This window comes from Haloferula sp. BvORR071 (genome assembly GCF_000739615.1).
Lineage (GTDB): Bacteria > Verrucomicrobiota > Verrucomicrobiia > Verrucomicrobiales > Akkermansiaceae > Haloferula.
The window spans coordinates 242,023-255,892 of record NZ_BATP01000030.1 but is presented as its reverse complement, the minus strand read 5'-3'; the positions used below and the strand labels follow the sequence as shown (position 1 = coordinate 255,892).

13 protein-coding genes are annotated in these 13,870 nt (G+C 63.5%); 4 read left to right on the top strand and 9 right to left on the bottom strand.

The genetic code is table 11. The features are described from left to right. Positions 1-3: 3 nt before the first annotated feature. The 3 genes from BV071_RS17400 to pyrE all read right to left on the bottom strand — a co-directional run bounded on the left by BV071_RS17400 (position 4) and on the right by pyrE (position 2,411). On the bottom strand, positions 4-1,020 hold the full coding sequence (locus BV071_RS17400) for a hypothetical protein (protein ID WP_035609789.1): 1,017 nt from the start codon (positions 1,018-1,020) through the stop codon (positions 4-6). A 50-nt stretch (positions 1,021-1,070) separates the two neighbouring features. Further along, positions 1,071-1,760, bottom strand: a complete 690-nt coding sequence (locus tag BV071_RS17395; RefSeq protein ID WP_035609786.1) for a DUF1080 domain-containing protein — start codon at positions 1,758-1,760, stop codon at positions 1,071-1,073. An 84-nt stretch (positions 1,761-1,844) separates the two neighbouring features. Continuing rightward, the gene (gene pyrE, locus BV071_RS17390) at positions 1,845-2,411 is read right to left on the bottom strand and encodes an orotate phosphoribosyltransferase (protein ID WP_035610054.1); all 567 of its coding nucleotides are present in this window, start codon (positions 2,409-2,411) and stop codon (positions 1,845-1,847) included. 99 nt (positions 2,412-2,510) lie between these two features. Here pyrE and BV071_RS17385 point away from each other — a divergent pair, with 99 nt between their 5' ends. Both BV071_RS17385 and BV071_RS17380 read left to right on the top strand, forming a co-directional pair. Continuing rightward, positions 2,511-2,843: a hypothetical protein gene (locus tag BV071_RS17385; protein ID WP_035609783.1), complete on the top strand. Its 333-nt coding sequence runs from the start codon at positions 2,511-2,513 to the stop codon at positions 2,841-2,843. A 237-nt stretch (positions 2,844-3,080) separates the two neighbouring features. Next, a complete protein-coding gene (locus BV071_RS17380; RefSeq protein WP_035609781.1) occupies positions 3,081-3,380 on the top strand; it encodes a hypothetical protein in 300 nt (99 codons plus the stop codon). Positions 3,381-3,442: 62 nt separating this feature from the next. Here BV071_RS17380 and rpmA read toward each other — a convergent pair whose 3' ends face one another. Then, complete coding sequence (gene rpmA, locus BV071_RS17375) at positions 3,443-3,700, bottom strand: 50S ribosomal protein L27 (RefSeq protein WP_035609777.1); 258 nt, start codon at positions 3,698-3,700, stop codon at positions 3,443-3,445. A 24-nt stretch (positions 3,701-3,724) separates the two neighbouring features. Beyond that, complete coding sequence (rplU, locus tag BV071_RS17370) at positions 3,725-4,036, bottom strand: 50S ribosomal protein L21 (RefSeq protein WP_035609774.1); 312 nt, start codon at positions 4,034-4,036, stop codon at positions 3,725-3,727. A gap of 125 nt (positions 4,037-4,161) precedes the next feature. Between rplU and tsaE the strand changes: the two genes are divergently transcribed. Continuing rightward, the gene (tsaE, locus tag BV071_RS17365) at positions 4,162-4,572 is read left to right on the top strand and encodes a tRNA (adenosine(37)-N6)-threonylcarbamoyltransferase complex ATPase subunit type 1 TsaE (protein WP_035609772.1); all 411 of its coding nucleotides are present in this window, start codon (positions 4,162-4,164) and stop codon (positions 4,570-4,572) included. Positions 4,573-4,581: 9 nt separating this feature from the next. Here the strand turns inward: tsaE and BV071_RS35490 are convergent, their stop codons facing one another. From BV071_RS35490 to BV071_RS17350, 4 genes are all read right to left on the bottom strand, one after another. Further along, positions 4,582-4,722, bottom strand: a complete 141-nt coding sequence (locus tag BV071_RS35490; protein ID WP_265594549.1) for a hypothetical protein — start codon at positions 4,720-4,722, stop codon at positions 4,582-4,584. Positions 4,723-4,754: 32 nt separating this feature from the next. Continuing rightward, a complete protein-coding gene (locus BV071_RS17360) occupies positions 4,755-4,976 on the bottom strand; it encodes a hypothetical protein (protein ID WP_035609769.1) in 222 nt (73 codons plus the stop codon). Then, positions 4,973-6,358, bottom strand: a complete 1,386-nt coding sequence (locus BV071_RS17355; RefSeq protein ID WP_052573484.1) for an MATE family efflux transporter — start codon at positions 6,356-6,358, stop codon at positions 4,973-4,975. The genes BV071_RS17360 and BV071_RS17355 overlap by 4 nt, the downstream gene beginning before the upstream one ends. 232 nt (positions 6,359-6,590) lie before the next feature. Further along, a complete protein-coding gene (locus tag BV071_RS17350) occupies positions 6,591-7,349 on the bottom strand; it encodes a GDSL-type esterase/lipase family protein (RefSeq protein ID WP_081886060.1) in 759 nt (252 codons plus the stop codon). 99 nt (positions 7,350-7,448) lie between these two features. Between BV071_RS17350 and BV071_RS17345 the strand changes: the two genes are divergently transcribed. Continuing rightward, a complete protein-coding gene (locus BV071_RS17345; RefSeq protein WP_035609767.1) occupies positions 7,449-13,868 on the top strand; it encodes a hypothetical protein in 6,420 nt (2,139 codons plus the stop codon). Positions 13,869-13,870: the final 2 nt, after the last annotated feature.

Genomic DNA, 13,870 nt, shown 5'->3' with positions numbered 1-13,870 from the left:
GGGCTACAGCTCTAGCTGGTGCGCAATGTGCGTCGCCGTCAGCTCGCCCATCGTCTTGCAGTCGCGGAAGATGTCCGTGTGGTGGTATTTCGCCAGATCCGCGGCGAGCGAGGCCACGTGCTCGCGCGGGGCCAGTTCCTCCCGGCGCATGATTCCTAGCAGCGCCTTGAGGCGCCCGCCCTCCACCTTCGCGCGGCGGGTCATCTGGGCATGTTCTTCCGCCACGTACTGGTCGATCGTCTTCCGGTTCAGGACGTCGAAGGCGAGCTTGGTGATGCTCTTGTTAGAGTCGAAGCGGTAGGAGAGGTAGATCCGCCCGCGGCGCTCGTAGCTCTGCTGGTCGAAGTCGATCGGCCGCACGCGGTACTGGATCTCCTCGAAGTCCGGGGTGATATCCACCACGTAGTTCACGCTGCGCATGTCGCCCAGCAGGCGGATGAAGCAGCGCTCGTTGAACTTGGTGAACTCCTTCGCGATGCGGACCTTGTTCAGCTCCGGCCGCGGCAGGTGGTCCTTGAGGAAGACATCCCCCGGCACGCCGGCGATGTGTTCCTCGATCAGCGTGTTGCCGTTGACCAGGTAGTTGATCCGGTTCGGCGAGAGGATGTGCTCCAGCTCCAGCCCGTAGATCCGCGAGGCATCCGCCTGCTTCACGTAGAAGTAATCGGAGTTGTCGTTGTAGAGGTTCGTGATCCGGATCCGGAAGGGCCGCGAGTTGCCGAATTCGCCGAAGTCGATGCGGTCCACCGTCAAGTGCTCGTGCAGGTCGGTCTCCCCGCCGATCTTCAGCTCCGCGTAGATCTTGGTCAGCTTCGGCCGCAGCTCGAGCATCAGCTCCTGCGGGTAGTAGACCGTCAGCCACAGCGTCTCCTTGCCGCGCGGATCCTCGTATGGCATCGAGCCCGCGAAGCGGGTCAGGTCCTCATAGACGAGCGGAATGTCCCGCAGCCGGTCGAAGTGATAGAGATACTGCCGCAGCAGCGGCGAGACGTCGTACTTGATCTTGCGACGGGAGATCACGCCGCGAGCATGCACGAGCGCCCCGCCTCGCGCGATGAAATGTCACCGCATCATTTGTCCGTCTTGAGGACCAGGTCCTTGAACTGCACCACCATCGCGGGGCCGGCGTGGATCTGCAGCGCCAGGATGCCTTCCTTCGGCGCGTGGGCCGCGTCGTTGTCGGTCACGTCCACGGTCTGCTTGCCGTTGATGAAGTGCTGCACGTGGTTGCCCTTGGCGATGATCTTGTAGTCGTTCCAGTCCTCTTCCTTGATGGTGGCTTGGATCTCTGCGCTGTCGCCCACGCTGCCGGTGACCTTCGGCTTGCCCTCATCGCCGATCTCGGTCTTTTGGCCGCGCTGGGCCAGGATGCCGCGCTCGCGCTCCTCATAGAGGATGCCGCTGTAGGTCTTGCCCGCCTCGAAGTCCGCCTGGTAGCCGGCCACGATCGGGCCGAACTTGCCCGGGTCCAGCAGCTTCGAACGGTACTGAACGCCGCTGTTGCCCTTCTCGATCCGGTATTTGAAGCTCAGCTCGAAATCGCTGACCTTGCCGGCCTTCCAGACCAGGAAGGTATTGTGGTCGATCTTGGTTTCGCCGCTGTCACTGGTCTTGCCGGTGATCGCGCCGTCCTGCACCGACCAGAGCTTGGTGTTGCCCTCCCAGCCGGTGAGGTCCTTGCCGTTGAAGATTTTCTTTTCCTCCGCGTGCAAGCTGGCGGAGGCGCAGAGGGCGGAGATGGCGAGAAGCTGGAGTTTCATGACTTGGGTTGACGGTAGGTCGCGTTAGGAATCGATACGCGAATCTTTCCTAGCGGGTTTCACCCCGCCTTGTCATCCCCCTCGTTATCCTAGGAGCGTGCTGCGCGAGTAGAGCGCCAGCACCGGGATGCCCCGCGCCTCGATCGCCTGGCGGCCGCCTTCCTCGCGGTCCACCAGCACCAAGGCGAAGGCGACCTTGCCGCCCTCGCGCTCGATCACGTCGATCGCCTTGAGGGTCGAGCCGCCGGTGGTGATCACGTCGTCCACCACGATCACCGTCTGGCCCGCGGCGAAATTGCCCTCGATCTGCTTGCCCCGGCCGTGGCCCTTCGGCTCCTTGCGGACTGTGAAGACCTGCAGGGCCTCGCCCGGGTGCTGCACGGCGCTGGTCATGCCCACCGCCAGTGAAATCGGGTCCGCGCCGAGGGTCATCCCGCCGATCGAGTCGATTTTCAGGCCCTCGGCCTGAATCTTCGCGCGCACCGCTTCCCAGCCCTGCTTCCCGATCAGGTTGGCACCGAAGGGGTCCAGCGCCGTCACCCGGCAGTCGATGTAGAGGTCACTCTGTGCCCCGGAGGCCAAGGTGAAGGTTCCGGTGCGGACGGACTTTTCCAAAAGGATGGCTTTCAGCGCGGCGGCGGGGTCGGACATGGGCGCGAGAGTCCAAAGGCCGGAGCCAAGAGTCCAGACCAAGTAGGCCGGGATTTGGATTCGACCCCGCCCGTCCGCCGGGCCAAGCTCGCGGCGCACATGGGATTCAAGCTACCGGACCATTCCGCCGCCGGACCGATCGAGAAACGTTGGTTCACTGGCGTGCTCGCCTTCTCCGTAGCCGCCTTTTTGGTCTTCTACGGCCGGATGGCGTTCATGGGCTGGGGCATGGAGGAACTCGGGAAGCGCGTGGTCGCTGCCAAGGCGAACCCGCAACTCAGTGACTCTGCCACCGCCTTCATGCGCCAAGTCGAGCTCGGTAACCAGATCGGCTGGGCCCTGCTGACGATCTGCTGCGCTGGCTTCCTCATCTGTACGGGGCTCTGGTTCCGCACGACGAAGACCCGCCTTCGCACCGGCAGGAAGGTGTGAGCGCTCCGGCGGCAGTTCAAGATCGCCTCCATTTCCGCGGCGGTGGCACTTGCCTGCTCGCGGTGCCCGCCGTGATTGTCGGGATCATCCCGGAAGGGATTCGGAGCGTGAGCGGTCGCCGTGAGGCGCTGGAAAACGGGTTTCCGCTCAAAACCGCTAGAGGAAATGCGAGCAGATCAAAGGAAGCCGGACGAGAGACCAGCAAATGAAGGCCCCAGCGCTGATCTGAGGCAGCGGATGGTCCAGATTCGCCTCCAGCAATTGGTGATCGCGGAGTCGGATGCCTGGCGCTTGTTCAGCAAGGCCCTGATCGTCGTGGTCACGGGCGTCCTTCTGAACCTGCTCGGCGTTTGGGTGGCAGGCACCGATATTGGAAGTCACCTTCCCTCACCCCGATCACCGGGCATTGGACTGCTTGGTTTCGCGCTGCAAGGAATCGGAGGCTTCGCGATCATCATTTTTGCGATTCCCCTGGCCACCCGGTTTGCCCGCTGGCTCTGGGCGATATGGCAGCGCAGGCGCTTCTCCGGCCAGTGATCGGGCTACAAAAAAGCCGCCAACCCTCACGGGCGGCGGCTTTGGAAAATCTGAATCCGAACTTAGTTCGCGGAAGCTTCTGCACCCACGTTCACGCGGCGGCCTTCCTTGTCGAAGAACACGCGGCCTTCGATGATGGCGAAGATGGTGTGGTCACGGCCGATATCGACGCCGCGGCCGGGGTGCCACTTGGTGCCACGCTGGCGGATGATGATGTTGCCCGGGATCACTGCCTGACCACCGAACTTCTTCACGCCGAGGCGCTTGGAGCGGGAATCGCGACCGTTTTTGACCGAACCTTGACCTTTCTTGTGAGCCATGACTGGAGAGTGGTAAAAGAGTGATTAACCCGCGATGGAGGTGATCTCCAGCTGGGTGAGGTGGCGGCGGAAGCCCTTGGTCTTGTGGAAACCCTTGCGGCGCTTGAACTTGAAGGCCACGCCCTTGGGTCCGCGATGCTGTTGGACGACCTTGGCGGTCACGCTGGCGCCGCTCACGAGCGGGGCACCGAGCTTGATGCTGTCGCCTTCGCCGACCATCAGGACGTCAAAGGTAAGCTCGGCATTCACTTCGACGTCGAGCTTCTCAACGTCGATCTTGTCGCCCTGTTGCACGCGGTACTGCTTGCCGCCGGTTTTGATCACTGCGTAGGCCATGGCCGTAAAAAGGTTCGGTTCCGTCCGGGAGTCGGGCGGGCGGGGAGATCACCACGGGTCCGGCAATCGGGCAAGGGAATTTTTTGAAATCGACCTTCTCCGGTGGATTGGGTTTTTGCGAGGCCATGGAGCGGGTCGTCCGGGATGAGTCGGAAATGGAAGCCTTCGGCGCGGAAATCGCGGCCGGGCTGGCTCCTGGTGCTGTGCTCGCCTTGGTCGGTGGCCTCGGGGCTGGCAAGACCCGCTTTGTCAAAGGCTTGGCTCGTGCCTTGGGCTTCCCGGGGGAGGTCACCAGCCCGACTTTTTCCCTGGTCCATGAGTACCGGGGTGGGCGCCTCCCGCTCTTCCACTTCGACCTATATCGCCTGAAAGATGATCAGGAATTGCTTGGGATCGGCTGGGATGAATTTTTCGATGAGCCCGGCGTGGTGGTCGCTGAATGGGCCGACCTCTTCCCGGATCTCCTGCCGCCCGGCACCCGCTGGCTGCACTTCGAGGTGCTGCCGGAGGGCGGTCGGCGTGTCCGCACCGACTAATTATTAGTCTCAGCGGGTCCCGATCGTCCGCTGCACCGTCTCCATCATCCGCGAGGCATAGCCATTCGCGCCATTCAGCGCGCTGCAGGATGACAGGAGCGAAGCCACCAAGGCAAAGGCAGCGTAAGTCGCGATGCGGCAGGGTTTCATGGCCCGCGACCATAGGGGGCGCGGGTTTGCGGTCAATCCGGCAGTTTTTTGGTTAGGAATCCGGCCTGATCCGAATTTGTCAGCCAGAGCACACGCTCGATTGGCTTCGACTTTGATGCGGCCGGCCCGGTCAGGCCCATCGCATCCGCCGTCGTCTTGACGGCGGTGGGGTAGTCGGTTGAGCAAGGCCTCAATCGAATCGCTCGAATCGTCGAGGCCTTCTCAGGCAAGGGCTCCCTCTCTTCGGGATTCATGACTCTTCAAGAATACCTGCTCTCTCGGGAATCTCTGCAATATTCTCCAGCGCGGTCTTCTTCCAAATCCGCCGCCCTAACAAGATCGCCGTCATCGTCAGTCCCGCGGTGATGCCCCACCACATGCCGGTCACACCCCAGTGCAGTTTCACCGCCAGCACCCAGCCGAGCGGGATCGAGAGTACCCAGTAGGCCCAGAAGGCGATCCATGCCGGGGTGTGGACATCATCCAGCCCGCGCAATCCCCCCGCGGAGATGATCTGCAGCGCATCGCAGAACTGGAAGGCCGCGGCCACGATCAGCAGCGAGGCGGCCATTTCCAAGACCTGTGGATCATCGATGAAAAGCCGTGCGAGCTGGTGGTTGAAGCAGATGAAAGCTGTAGCGCTTATCAAAGTGAAGGACACGCCCATCGCCCAGCCGCTGGCCAGGATCGGCCGCATCACGGCGTGGTTCTTTGCCCCGAAGGCCTCGCCGATGCGCACGGTCAGCGCCATCGAGATGCCCAGCGGGATCATGAAGATCGTCGCCGCGCACTGAATCGCTACCTGGTGGGAGGCCAGTTGCTCCTTGCCCATGTGGCCGATGATGAAAGTGGCCGCCACAAAGGCGCTAACCTCCGCGAGAAGCTGCATGCTGGCCGGAAAGCCGGTCCGCAGCAGATCCCGCATCGCGGCCCAATCCGGCGCGCGCAGCCAGCGGATCGGCACCCATTCCTTCAGAGCCGCATCCTGACGGCACCACCAGATCATGCCCACCAGTGAGGCCGTGCGGGCGATCAGGGTCGCCACCGCCGAGCCCTCGAAGCCCATCCGCGGCGCACCCAGCTTGCCGAAGATCAGCATCCAGTTCAGCAGGAGGTTCAGGGCCACCGCCCCGATGGAGATCCAGAAGACCGGCCAAGGGCGGTTCATGGCGTCGGAGTGATTCTTCACTGCCATCGAGCCCATCGCCGGGATCATCGAAGCGGCCAGGATCAGCAGGAAGTTCGGCACAATCGCAATCACTTGCGGATCCTGCTGGAAAATCCCCATGAAGGGCCGGATCGCCAGCGCCGCCAGCACGGTCAGCACCCCGAGTGTGAGCGTGACATACAGACCGTGGCGCAGGGCCGCCCGGGCGGCTGCCGGGTCATTCGCCCCACGCGCTTGGGAGACCCGGATCGAGACCGCCATCGACATCCCGATCCCGAACATCATCGGCAGGTAGATCAGGGTATTGGCGAAGGAACAGGCCGCGAGCGGCGTGACCCCCAGCCGGCCGAGCATCAGGGTGTCGGATAGGCTGATCAGCATTTGGCCGAGCTGGCCGATGATCAGCGGGATCGCCAGCCGGATGGTGGTCCGGCTTTGATCCAGAATTGAGGAAACGGAAAGAGACATGGGAAATCGGAAAGCGAGACGGTGGACATTCGGGGCGACAAAAAGCCCGCCGGGGCTACCAGGCGGGCGGGGACAAGCGGCAATCGATCGCAATTCCGATTCGTTACGCCATGCCCCCGCGTGCGCCGACAATGTCGACGAGTGCTGCGGGAGTGCGGAACGGCTTCATGGAGACGCCCGGGAAGCTGCCCTATCCCGGAAGGGTGTCAAATCGGGAATCCCCAGCCCCGCCTCACTTGATTTCGGCCTTCAGGGCCTCCGCCCAAACCGCATAACCGCTCTCGGCGGGGTGGACGACGTCTGCCATCAACTCGGAACGGAGCTTCCCGTCACCATCGAGAAATTTTTCCCGGAGATCGATGAAGGTAAGCTGGTGGGCTTGCGCGATCTTCGCGAGCAGGCTGTTGAGTTCGGAAATGAAGGCGCGCGCCGGGTCGTTTGCTTTCGTGCCCCGGGGAAAGACGCCCATCAGGATCACTTTGGAATCAGGGGTCTTCTCCTTCAGCAGGGTCAGGATCGCCTCCACGCCCGCAGCGGTCTCGGCCGGAGTATTTTCCCGGGCGTTCTGGGTGCCGGTGGAGTTGTTGGTCCCGATGTTGAGGACGATCCACTTCGGCTCCAGGCCGTCGATCTCGCCGTTGCCCAGACGCCATAGGACGTTCTGGGTGCGATCCCAGCCGAAGCCGAGATTGAGCACCTTTTTTCCTCCGAAGACATCCTCCCATGACTTCGGTCCGCGACGCGGCGCGCCCGGCGATTGGGGCTCGCCGCCCCAATAATGCGTGATCGAGTCCCCGATCAGTACGATCTCCGGATCGATTTTCCCTTTTGCCGCCAAGACCGCCTCGTGGCGCTGCCACCAATCGTAGCAATCATTTTCCAGCTTCGGGACCGGGATGACCGCGTTGTTCTCCTTCGGCTCCTCCTTGCACGAGGCGAGGGCGGCCAGAAACATGAAGGGGATCAGGAGCCGGGAAGCCGTGGGAGCCATACGCCGGGGATGATGGCGGGGCTTTTCAGGCGGGCGAATGAAAATTCCGCGATTCCCACTTAGCATTCCGGCCCCCGGCGGCTTTTACTCCGCGGACGGATGCAGGTCCTTACCCTCTTTGTCAGCTCCCCCGGCGACGTTCGCGATGAACGGCAGGCCGTCGGGAGGATCGTGGAGCGGCTGCAGGCCCGCTACTGGAACTTCATCCGCCTGGAGCCCGTGCTCTGGGAAAAGGAGCCGCTCCGCGCCACCGCGCATTTCAATGAGGAGCTGATCCGCCCCTCGGACTGCGATCTCTTCGTCTGCATCCTCTGGTCGCGCCTCGGCTCGCCGCTGCCCTCCCAGTTCAACCGCAAGGACGGCACCCGCTTCGACTCCGGCACCGAGTGGGAGCTGGAAGAGGCCACCGATGCCTTCGAGGAACGCGCCAAGAAGGATCCCGCCAAGGCCAAGCCGGACATCCTCGTCTATCGCCGCACGAGCGAGCCGCCCGCGGGTGATCCTTCGCAGGAAAATCCACGCCGCGAGCAGCGCAAGAAGCTGGATGCCTTCTGCGAGCGCTTCTTCTTCAACAAGGACAAGACCATCCGCCGCGCCTTCTCGCCCTACGAGTCGGTGGACGAGTTCACCACTCTCTTCGAGCAGCACCTCGAAAAACTCCTGCTGCGCCACATCCAGTTGCAGCGCGGGCTCGCGCAGGATGCCGTCCGCCCGCTGCCCTTGGTCGGCTCGCCTTTCAAGGGCCTCGGCGCCTTCGACTTCGAGGATGCGCCGCTCTTCTTCGGTCGCAACCGGCCGATCGCCGAGGCACTGGCCAAGCTCAAGGAGAACCAAGTGGCGGGGCATGCCTTCCTCCTGATCTACGGCGGCTCCGGCTACGGGAAGTCTTCGCTGATGAAGGCAGGCCTCGCGCCGCGCCTGATGGCAGAGGGTTACCTGCCCACCGTTGGCGCTTGGTGCGGCACCGGCTTTCGTCCCGTGGAAGGCGACTCGCCACCCATGGAAACTTTGGCTCGCGCCTTGGTGGATGCCTTGCCGGATCTCGCGAAGCTCCGCGACACCTCGGCACCCGTACCGCAAGCTCCGCCACCCTCTCAGCCGAAGGGCGGCAAGCGCGGCAAGAAGCACCAGCAGCAACACTCGCGCAAGCCCGCCGCCCAGTCCGCGGCACCGGTCTGGGACAGCGCCCGCCTCGCCCGCATGATGGGTAAGACCGAGGATCTCAGCCTCGCCATTGCCGCGATCATCGCCGCCCTGGACCGCATGAGCGCGGGCAAGCCGGCCCAACTTCTGATTCTGGTGGATCAGTTGGAGGAAATCTTCACCGCCCGCGGCATCACGGATGAGATGCGCGACGAGTGGTTTCACGTGCTCGCCGCATTGGCGATGTCGCGTCGAGTGTGGGTGGTCGCCACCATGCGCAGTGAGTTCTTCCCGCGCGTCCCGGAGCAGCGCGATCTCTTCCAATTGGTGCGCCACGGTGGCGGCTACATCCTCAGCCCGCCCGAGCTGCCGGAGTTGCACCAGATCATCCGCTATCCCGCGCTTTCTGCCGGCCTGCAATTCGAGCGTCATCCGGAAACGGGCCGCGATCTCTCCGAGCAGATCTATCAGGATGCCGCGGATGCCCACGATGCCTTGCCTCTGTTAGAGTTCACCCTGGAGGAACTCTACCAGCGCCGCCGCGAGAACCTGCTGACTTGGGCCGCCTACGAGGAGCTCGGCGGTCTCGCCGGTGCCATCGCCAGCCGTGCCCAAGAGACTTACGATGCTCTGCCATCTGAGACCCGGCGCGAGGCCGCGAGCCACATCTTCGGCGAGCTGGTCACGCTGGATGCCAGCAATGAAGGCCCGGCCACCCGCCGTCGTGCGCGCAAGGAAATCCTCCAAGCCGCCCATCCAGGCGCGCCCGGCTTCATTGATGCTTTTGTCGATTCCAAGCTGCTGGTGACGGGTGAGGAAAACGGTAGCGCCGTTGTCGGCCTTGCCCATGAAGCGCTGATCACCCACTGGCCGGTGCTCAAACAGTGGATCGAGGATCACCGGGATTTGCTGCTCGCGCGCCGGCGTTTGGAGGATGCCACCCGACAGTGGACCACTGGCGGCAAGTCTGCAAAGTTCCTTCTAACAGAAGGCCGGCTGTCCGAAGCGGAGCGAGTTTCATCCAGCGGCGTCTTCCATCTCTCCGCGGATGAAACTGAGCTGGTGGCACTGTCGAAGAAGCGTGCCCAACGCAAGCTGCGGCTCTTCCAAGGTGCCACCGTGGTCTTCGCCGGTCTTGCGATCGGAGCTGGCGTGCTTGGACTGATCGCCCAACAAAAGAAGCAGGAGGCCGATACCGCCAAGGGCAAGGCCGAGCTTTCGGATGCGGAGACCCGCCGTTCCTTGGCGAAGGCGAACTTCGATGCCGGTGCCGCCCGCGTCGAATCCGGCGCGCCGGATGAAGCCCTACCTTACCTGATCGCCGCGCTCGAAAGCGATCGCCAGCAGCTTGATGCCCAGGCGCTGCTGCTCACCACGCTGCGGCGCACGGCATGGCATTTCCCGGTGGCCCGGCTCCATCATCCCCTGCCGGTGATGCAGATTGCCTTCGGCCCGGATGACAAGACGCTCTTTGCGTCGATCGATGGCGGCACCACCACTGAGAGCTTCAATACCACCTTGCGCTGGGATCTCGCGGGCCCCTCGATCCCATCCTTGTTGCTGCCCTCCACCACGGAGAGCACCGAGGAACTCTCCGTCGCGCCGGGAGGGCGGCGACTGATCGTCCAGCGCGGTTATCGTGGGCCGGATTCGAATTTCCTTTGCGATGCAGAGACGATGGAGCCGCTGCATACGATCCCGATGTATGTGGGGGTCCCCGGCGGCTGCTTTGCCTGGTCGGCGGAGGGCGCTCTGCTGGCTTATCCCACCTCCTTTGAAGGCGGCCTCGCATGGGTCATCGCGGATGCCAATACCGGCGATATCATCCGCCAGTCCGAGCGCCTGGATCTTGACGAACCGCGGAGCGTGCAGATCGATCGCGAGCGGCTGCGCGCAATTCACGGCGATGGCACCTTGATCGAGCTGCCGCTGTCTCCGGCCCTGCCGATGCGCCGGGCGCGACCTGCGACCAACACGCGATTCTCGCAAGCGATCTTCAGCCCGGATGGCAAGCTCCTGCTGGCCCAGGAACCGACCAGCCTGAATGGAGCGGAGCTGACTTTCTACTACATCAAGGATGACGAGGCGACCAAGGAGCTCCAATTCGGGCCCGCCGATACCCCGGAGCACCGCCGCTGGTTGGACTCCGCTCCATTGAAATCCCAAGCCGGCTGGAATACCACGACAGCGACTTTGTGGAGCAAGTTACTCGCCGCCAAGCGGGCGGGTGAAAACCTTCCACTCAAGGGAGCGGATATCACTCTACCGGTGCCTCTCATGGTTGAAGGCTCTACCGTTCATCTCGCGGATGTGATCGGAAGCCGCACCTTCCCGGTGGCACCGTTCCGCCTCGATGCGCAGGCGACCGCTGCGAGCTTCAGCGGCAATCGTGTGGCCACCGGTACCACCTCCGGCGAACTGGAGATTGATGAAATGCTGCCGCGCATGGATCACGCCTTGGCTGCGAAGGAAGCTCCTGCGGAAGAAGAGCAAGAGGGCTGGGGCCTCAAGAAGCTGCTGCAGTCCGGCTATAGCCTGGAGAACCGGGGCAACGTGATGCGACTGGTCCACGAGGGTGAGGCTCCCGTTATCCTCGAAAAACCCAAGGCGTGGACCTCGGCCATGGATGTGGCGCTTTCTCCCGATGGCATGCGGGCCGTGCAGGCGGGTTACGGTTTCTCCACCGGCGGCAACCGCTCGCCCGGCGTTGTGCTTTCCGATGCAAAGAGCGGCCGCATCCTTTCCGGGCTGGAAGCGGTGGAAGGGGCGATGCGGGTGGAGTTCCTCCAGGATGGTCACCGCATCGCGGTGATCGGTGGACCGGAGGTCGCGATTTTCGAAGTGGGGGCCACCACGCTCAAGAAGCTTGCTACGATCCCCGTAGTAAATGCCGTCGATTTCTTCCCGCTTTCCCACGCGAAGCTCTTGGCCATCGCCACCGCGACCCAAGTCACCCTTCACTCAACCACGGACTTCTCCCAAGTGGCCGCCCTTCCTCTGGAACAGCCGGCGGAAGTCGGTGACCGGCCGACGCTTGAAAATCCTTGGGCGGAAGATGAGCGCAACGGCTGGTTGGCCTTTGCGCCGAAAGGCTCGCTCACGGTGTGGTCCACTTCGGCCGCTCGCACCCTGCTGTCGAATCTCCCCTTGGCTGCTGGCCCGCAGCGCATGAGCTTCGCGGATCAAGCGGGATTCCGCGGCCTCAAGTTGGAAGGCGTGAACACCGGGTTCATCCCGCTGGCGAAAAGCGGTGGCCTGACAGCCGATGAGCTGAACGCCCTGCGGAGCTTCTCGCAGGGACTCGCCGGAACCAAGTTCGATGCGGACAGCAGTTCGATCGTCCGCCTTTCGCGTGAGCAACGTCGCGAGGCGCTCGGGAAGGACCAGCAGTCCTTGCCGGCCCTGTTCCCAGCCGCGGATCCAGCCTCGATCCGCGACCTTGCCTTGGCTCTGGGCCTCGTCGAATCCAGCCCCCAGGCGTGGCAGCCCTTGTGGGATCGGCTGGCGGCCAGCGGCAAGCTGGAGGATCCCTTTCGCCTTGCGCAATGGAGTGCTGACTTGGGCCAAACCCCATGGCGGCGGCAGTTTTTGCTGGGTAGGATCGCGGCATCGGACCAGCAGCTTTTCGACTTCTGGCATGGCGAGGTGCCGCCGAAGAAGGACGATGGCTCGTCATGGATGCCGGATGGCGGAGAGATCGCGGCGCTCCACGAATTCGCGGGCGACGATGAGAGCGTCCGCAAACTCAAGGAGGCATCTTGGCTGGCTGCCCGCACCCTGCCGAAGCGCCTAGGAAAGATGCTCGCCGATCCCGATTTCCTCGAGAATCTCCCCGAGGTAAATGCCACGAAACTCCAGGCTCTCGAACCAGATTCCATCGCGCAAATGCGCGCGGAGTTGGTCTCGAACAGTCCGGAGAACGAGCGTCTGGAATGGCTGGACGAATACGCCCGCCGCGAAGCCGCGCTTGCCCTGTTAGATGCGCAGGTGGCCGCCACGCTCAAGGAGCAGGAAGCCGCGCCCTCGGCTGAGCATGCCCTCGATCACGCCCGCGCGCTTGCTCTCCGTGGCGAAACGCAGGCGGCCGGGGAATTCCTGGCGGGCAAGGTTCCCGGGGATAGCGTGCTCACGCTGGAGCAAGCTCACTTCCTGCTCTCCGCCGGTCTGGAAGTACCGGTGCGTGAAGCCCTGGAACGAGCCCTGCCGGAGCTCAAATCGCCTTGGCTCTGGCAGCAGTGGCTGCGTGTTCGATCGAGCGGCGATGCCGAGCTCACCCCGCTGGTCCAGCGCGCGATGGACGCTGTCGGTGGCACCGGCCCGGCTGCGGTCGAGGCCCTCAAGATCTCCTTGGAGCGTAAGGATGCCACTGCGATTGCCGCCTGCCTGCAAGCGGCGAAGTCTCTACCGGATGCGCTCAAGGCCTATGTCGCCGGATCCGCACTCTGGGCGGAAGGCAAGAAAGCCGGTGCCTTCGCACTCTGGCCCGGCGGTTTCCCGGAAGACTTCGCCAATGAACCGGAGCTCCGCGATTGGCACGGCTGGGAACTCGCCCTGCCCGCTGCCGGAGAGGAAGACCTCTTCAAGACGATGGGGGAGGAGCTTGCCAAGCTCCAGCTTGGGCCGGAAGCCACGGTCGAGGATTACCGCGCCTTGGCCACCCGTTTGCTTGACCCGGAGACCGCGACAACCTTCGGAGCAAAGAGGATCCGCGATGCGATGGTCGCCTGTGCCACCAATCTCGCTGACGACAGGCAGTCGGGCGAATTGGTGAACAAGATGATCGAGCACGCCCGCCTTGCGGGTGCTCCGCATGTTGAGTGCTTGCGGATCGAGGCCCGCGTCTTCATGGCTGCCGGTGAATTCACTGCAGCATACTCCCGCTGGCTCCAGGTGATCGAATCGGAAGAGGGCGAGATCCTTGCCTCGGACTATACCGACGCCGCCCGCTGCGTCATTGAGGACATGCAAGTGGCCGCTGCTGTCGAGCTGCTCAATCGTGGCAAGAAGCGCTTCCCCGCCGATCCGGACTTCGCCCTCGATGCGGCGTGGCTGCTTCTCAGCAACGCCCAACCGGAAGACTCGGGCGTCTTCCTGGAGCATGGCTTCGCGATTCCTTTCGCGCCAGAGCTCCAGCAGACCGCCCTCGCCATGCTGGTCTGCGCCGCCGAGGAGACCGAGCGCAAGGAGCGGGCCGATCAAGCGCTCGCCGATTTGTTAGCCCTCAGCCCCGACTGGGGGACGGATGAATACCTCAAGAGCCTCGATTGGCCGGAAGCGCTCAAGCAATCGCTTCTCGCCGTGGCCAAAAGGAACCGGCCGGAGCCTGAGCCGGAACCGGAGCCCGCTCCGCCGCCCAAGCGCAAGGCCAAGAAATGAGG

Excerpts from the sequence above, each read along its gene's own strand:
- BV071_RS17395 (WP_035609786.1), bottom strand. The coding sequence starts at position 1,760 with ATGAAACTCCAGCTTCTCGCCATCTCCGCCCTCTGCGCCTCCGCCAGC.
- pyrE (WP_035610054.1), bottom strand. The coding sequence starts at position 2,411 with ATGTCCGACCCCGCCGCCGCGCTGAAAGCCATCCTTTTGGAAAAGTCC.
- BV071_RS17385 (WP_035609783.1), top strand. The coding sequence starts at position 2,511 with ATGGGATTCAAGCTACCGGACCATTCCGCCGCCGGACCGATCGAGAAA.
- BV071_RS17380 (WP_035609781.1), top strand. The coding sequence starts at position 3,081 with ATGGTCCAGATTCGCCTCCAGCAATTGGTGATCGCGGAGTCGGATGCC.
- rpmA (WP_035609777.1), bottom strand. The coding sequence starts at position 3,700 with ATGGCTCACAAGAAAGGTCAAGGTTCGGTCAAAAACGGTCGCGATTCC.
- rplU (WP_035609774.1), bottom strand. The coding sequence starts at position 4,036 with ATGGCCTACGCAGTGATCAAAACCGGCGGCAAGCAGTACCGCGTGCAA.
- tsaE (WP_035609772.1), top strand. The coding sequence starts at position 4,162 with ATGGAGCGGGTCGTCCGGGATGAGTCGGAAATGGAAGCCTTCGGCGCG.
- BV071_RS35490 (WP_265594549.1), bottom strand. The coding sequence starts at position 4,722 with ATGAAACCCTGCCGCATCGCGACTTACGCTGCCTTTGCCTTGGTGGCT.
- BV071_RS17360 (WP_035609769.1), bottom strand. The coding sequence starts at position 4,976 with ATGAATCCCGAAGAGAGGGAGCCCTTGCCTGAGAAGGCCTCGACGATT.
- BV071_RS17355 (WP_052573484.1), bottom strand. The coding sequence starts at position 6,358 with ATGTCTCTTTCCGTTTCCTCAATTCTGGATCAAAGCCGGACCACCATC.
- BV071_RS17350 (WP_081886060.1), bottom strand. The coding sequence starts at position 7,349 with ATGGCTCCCACGGCTTCCCGGCTCCTGATCCCCTTCATGTTTCTGGCC.
- BV071_RS17345 (WP_035609767.1), top strand. The coding sequence starts at position 7,449 with ATGCAGGTCCTTACCCTCTTTGTCAGCTCCCCCGGCGACGTTCGCGAT.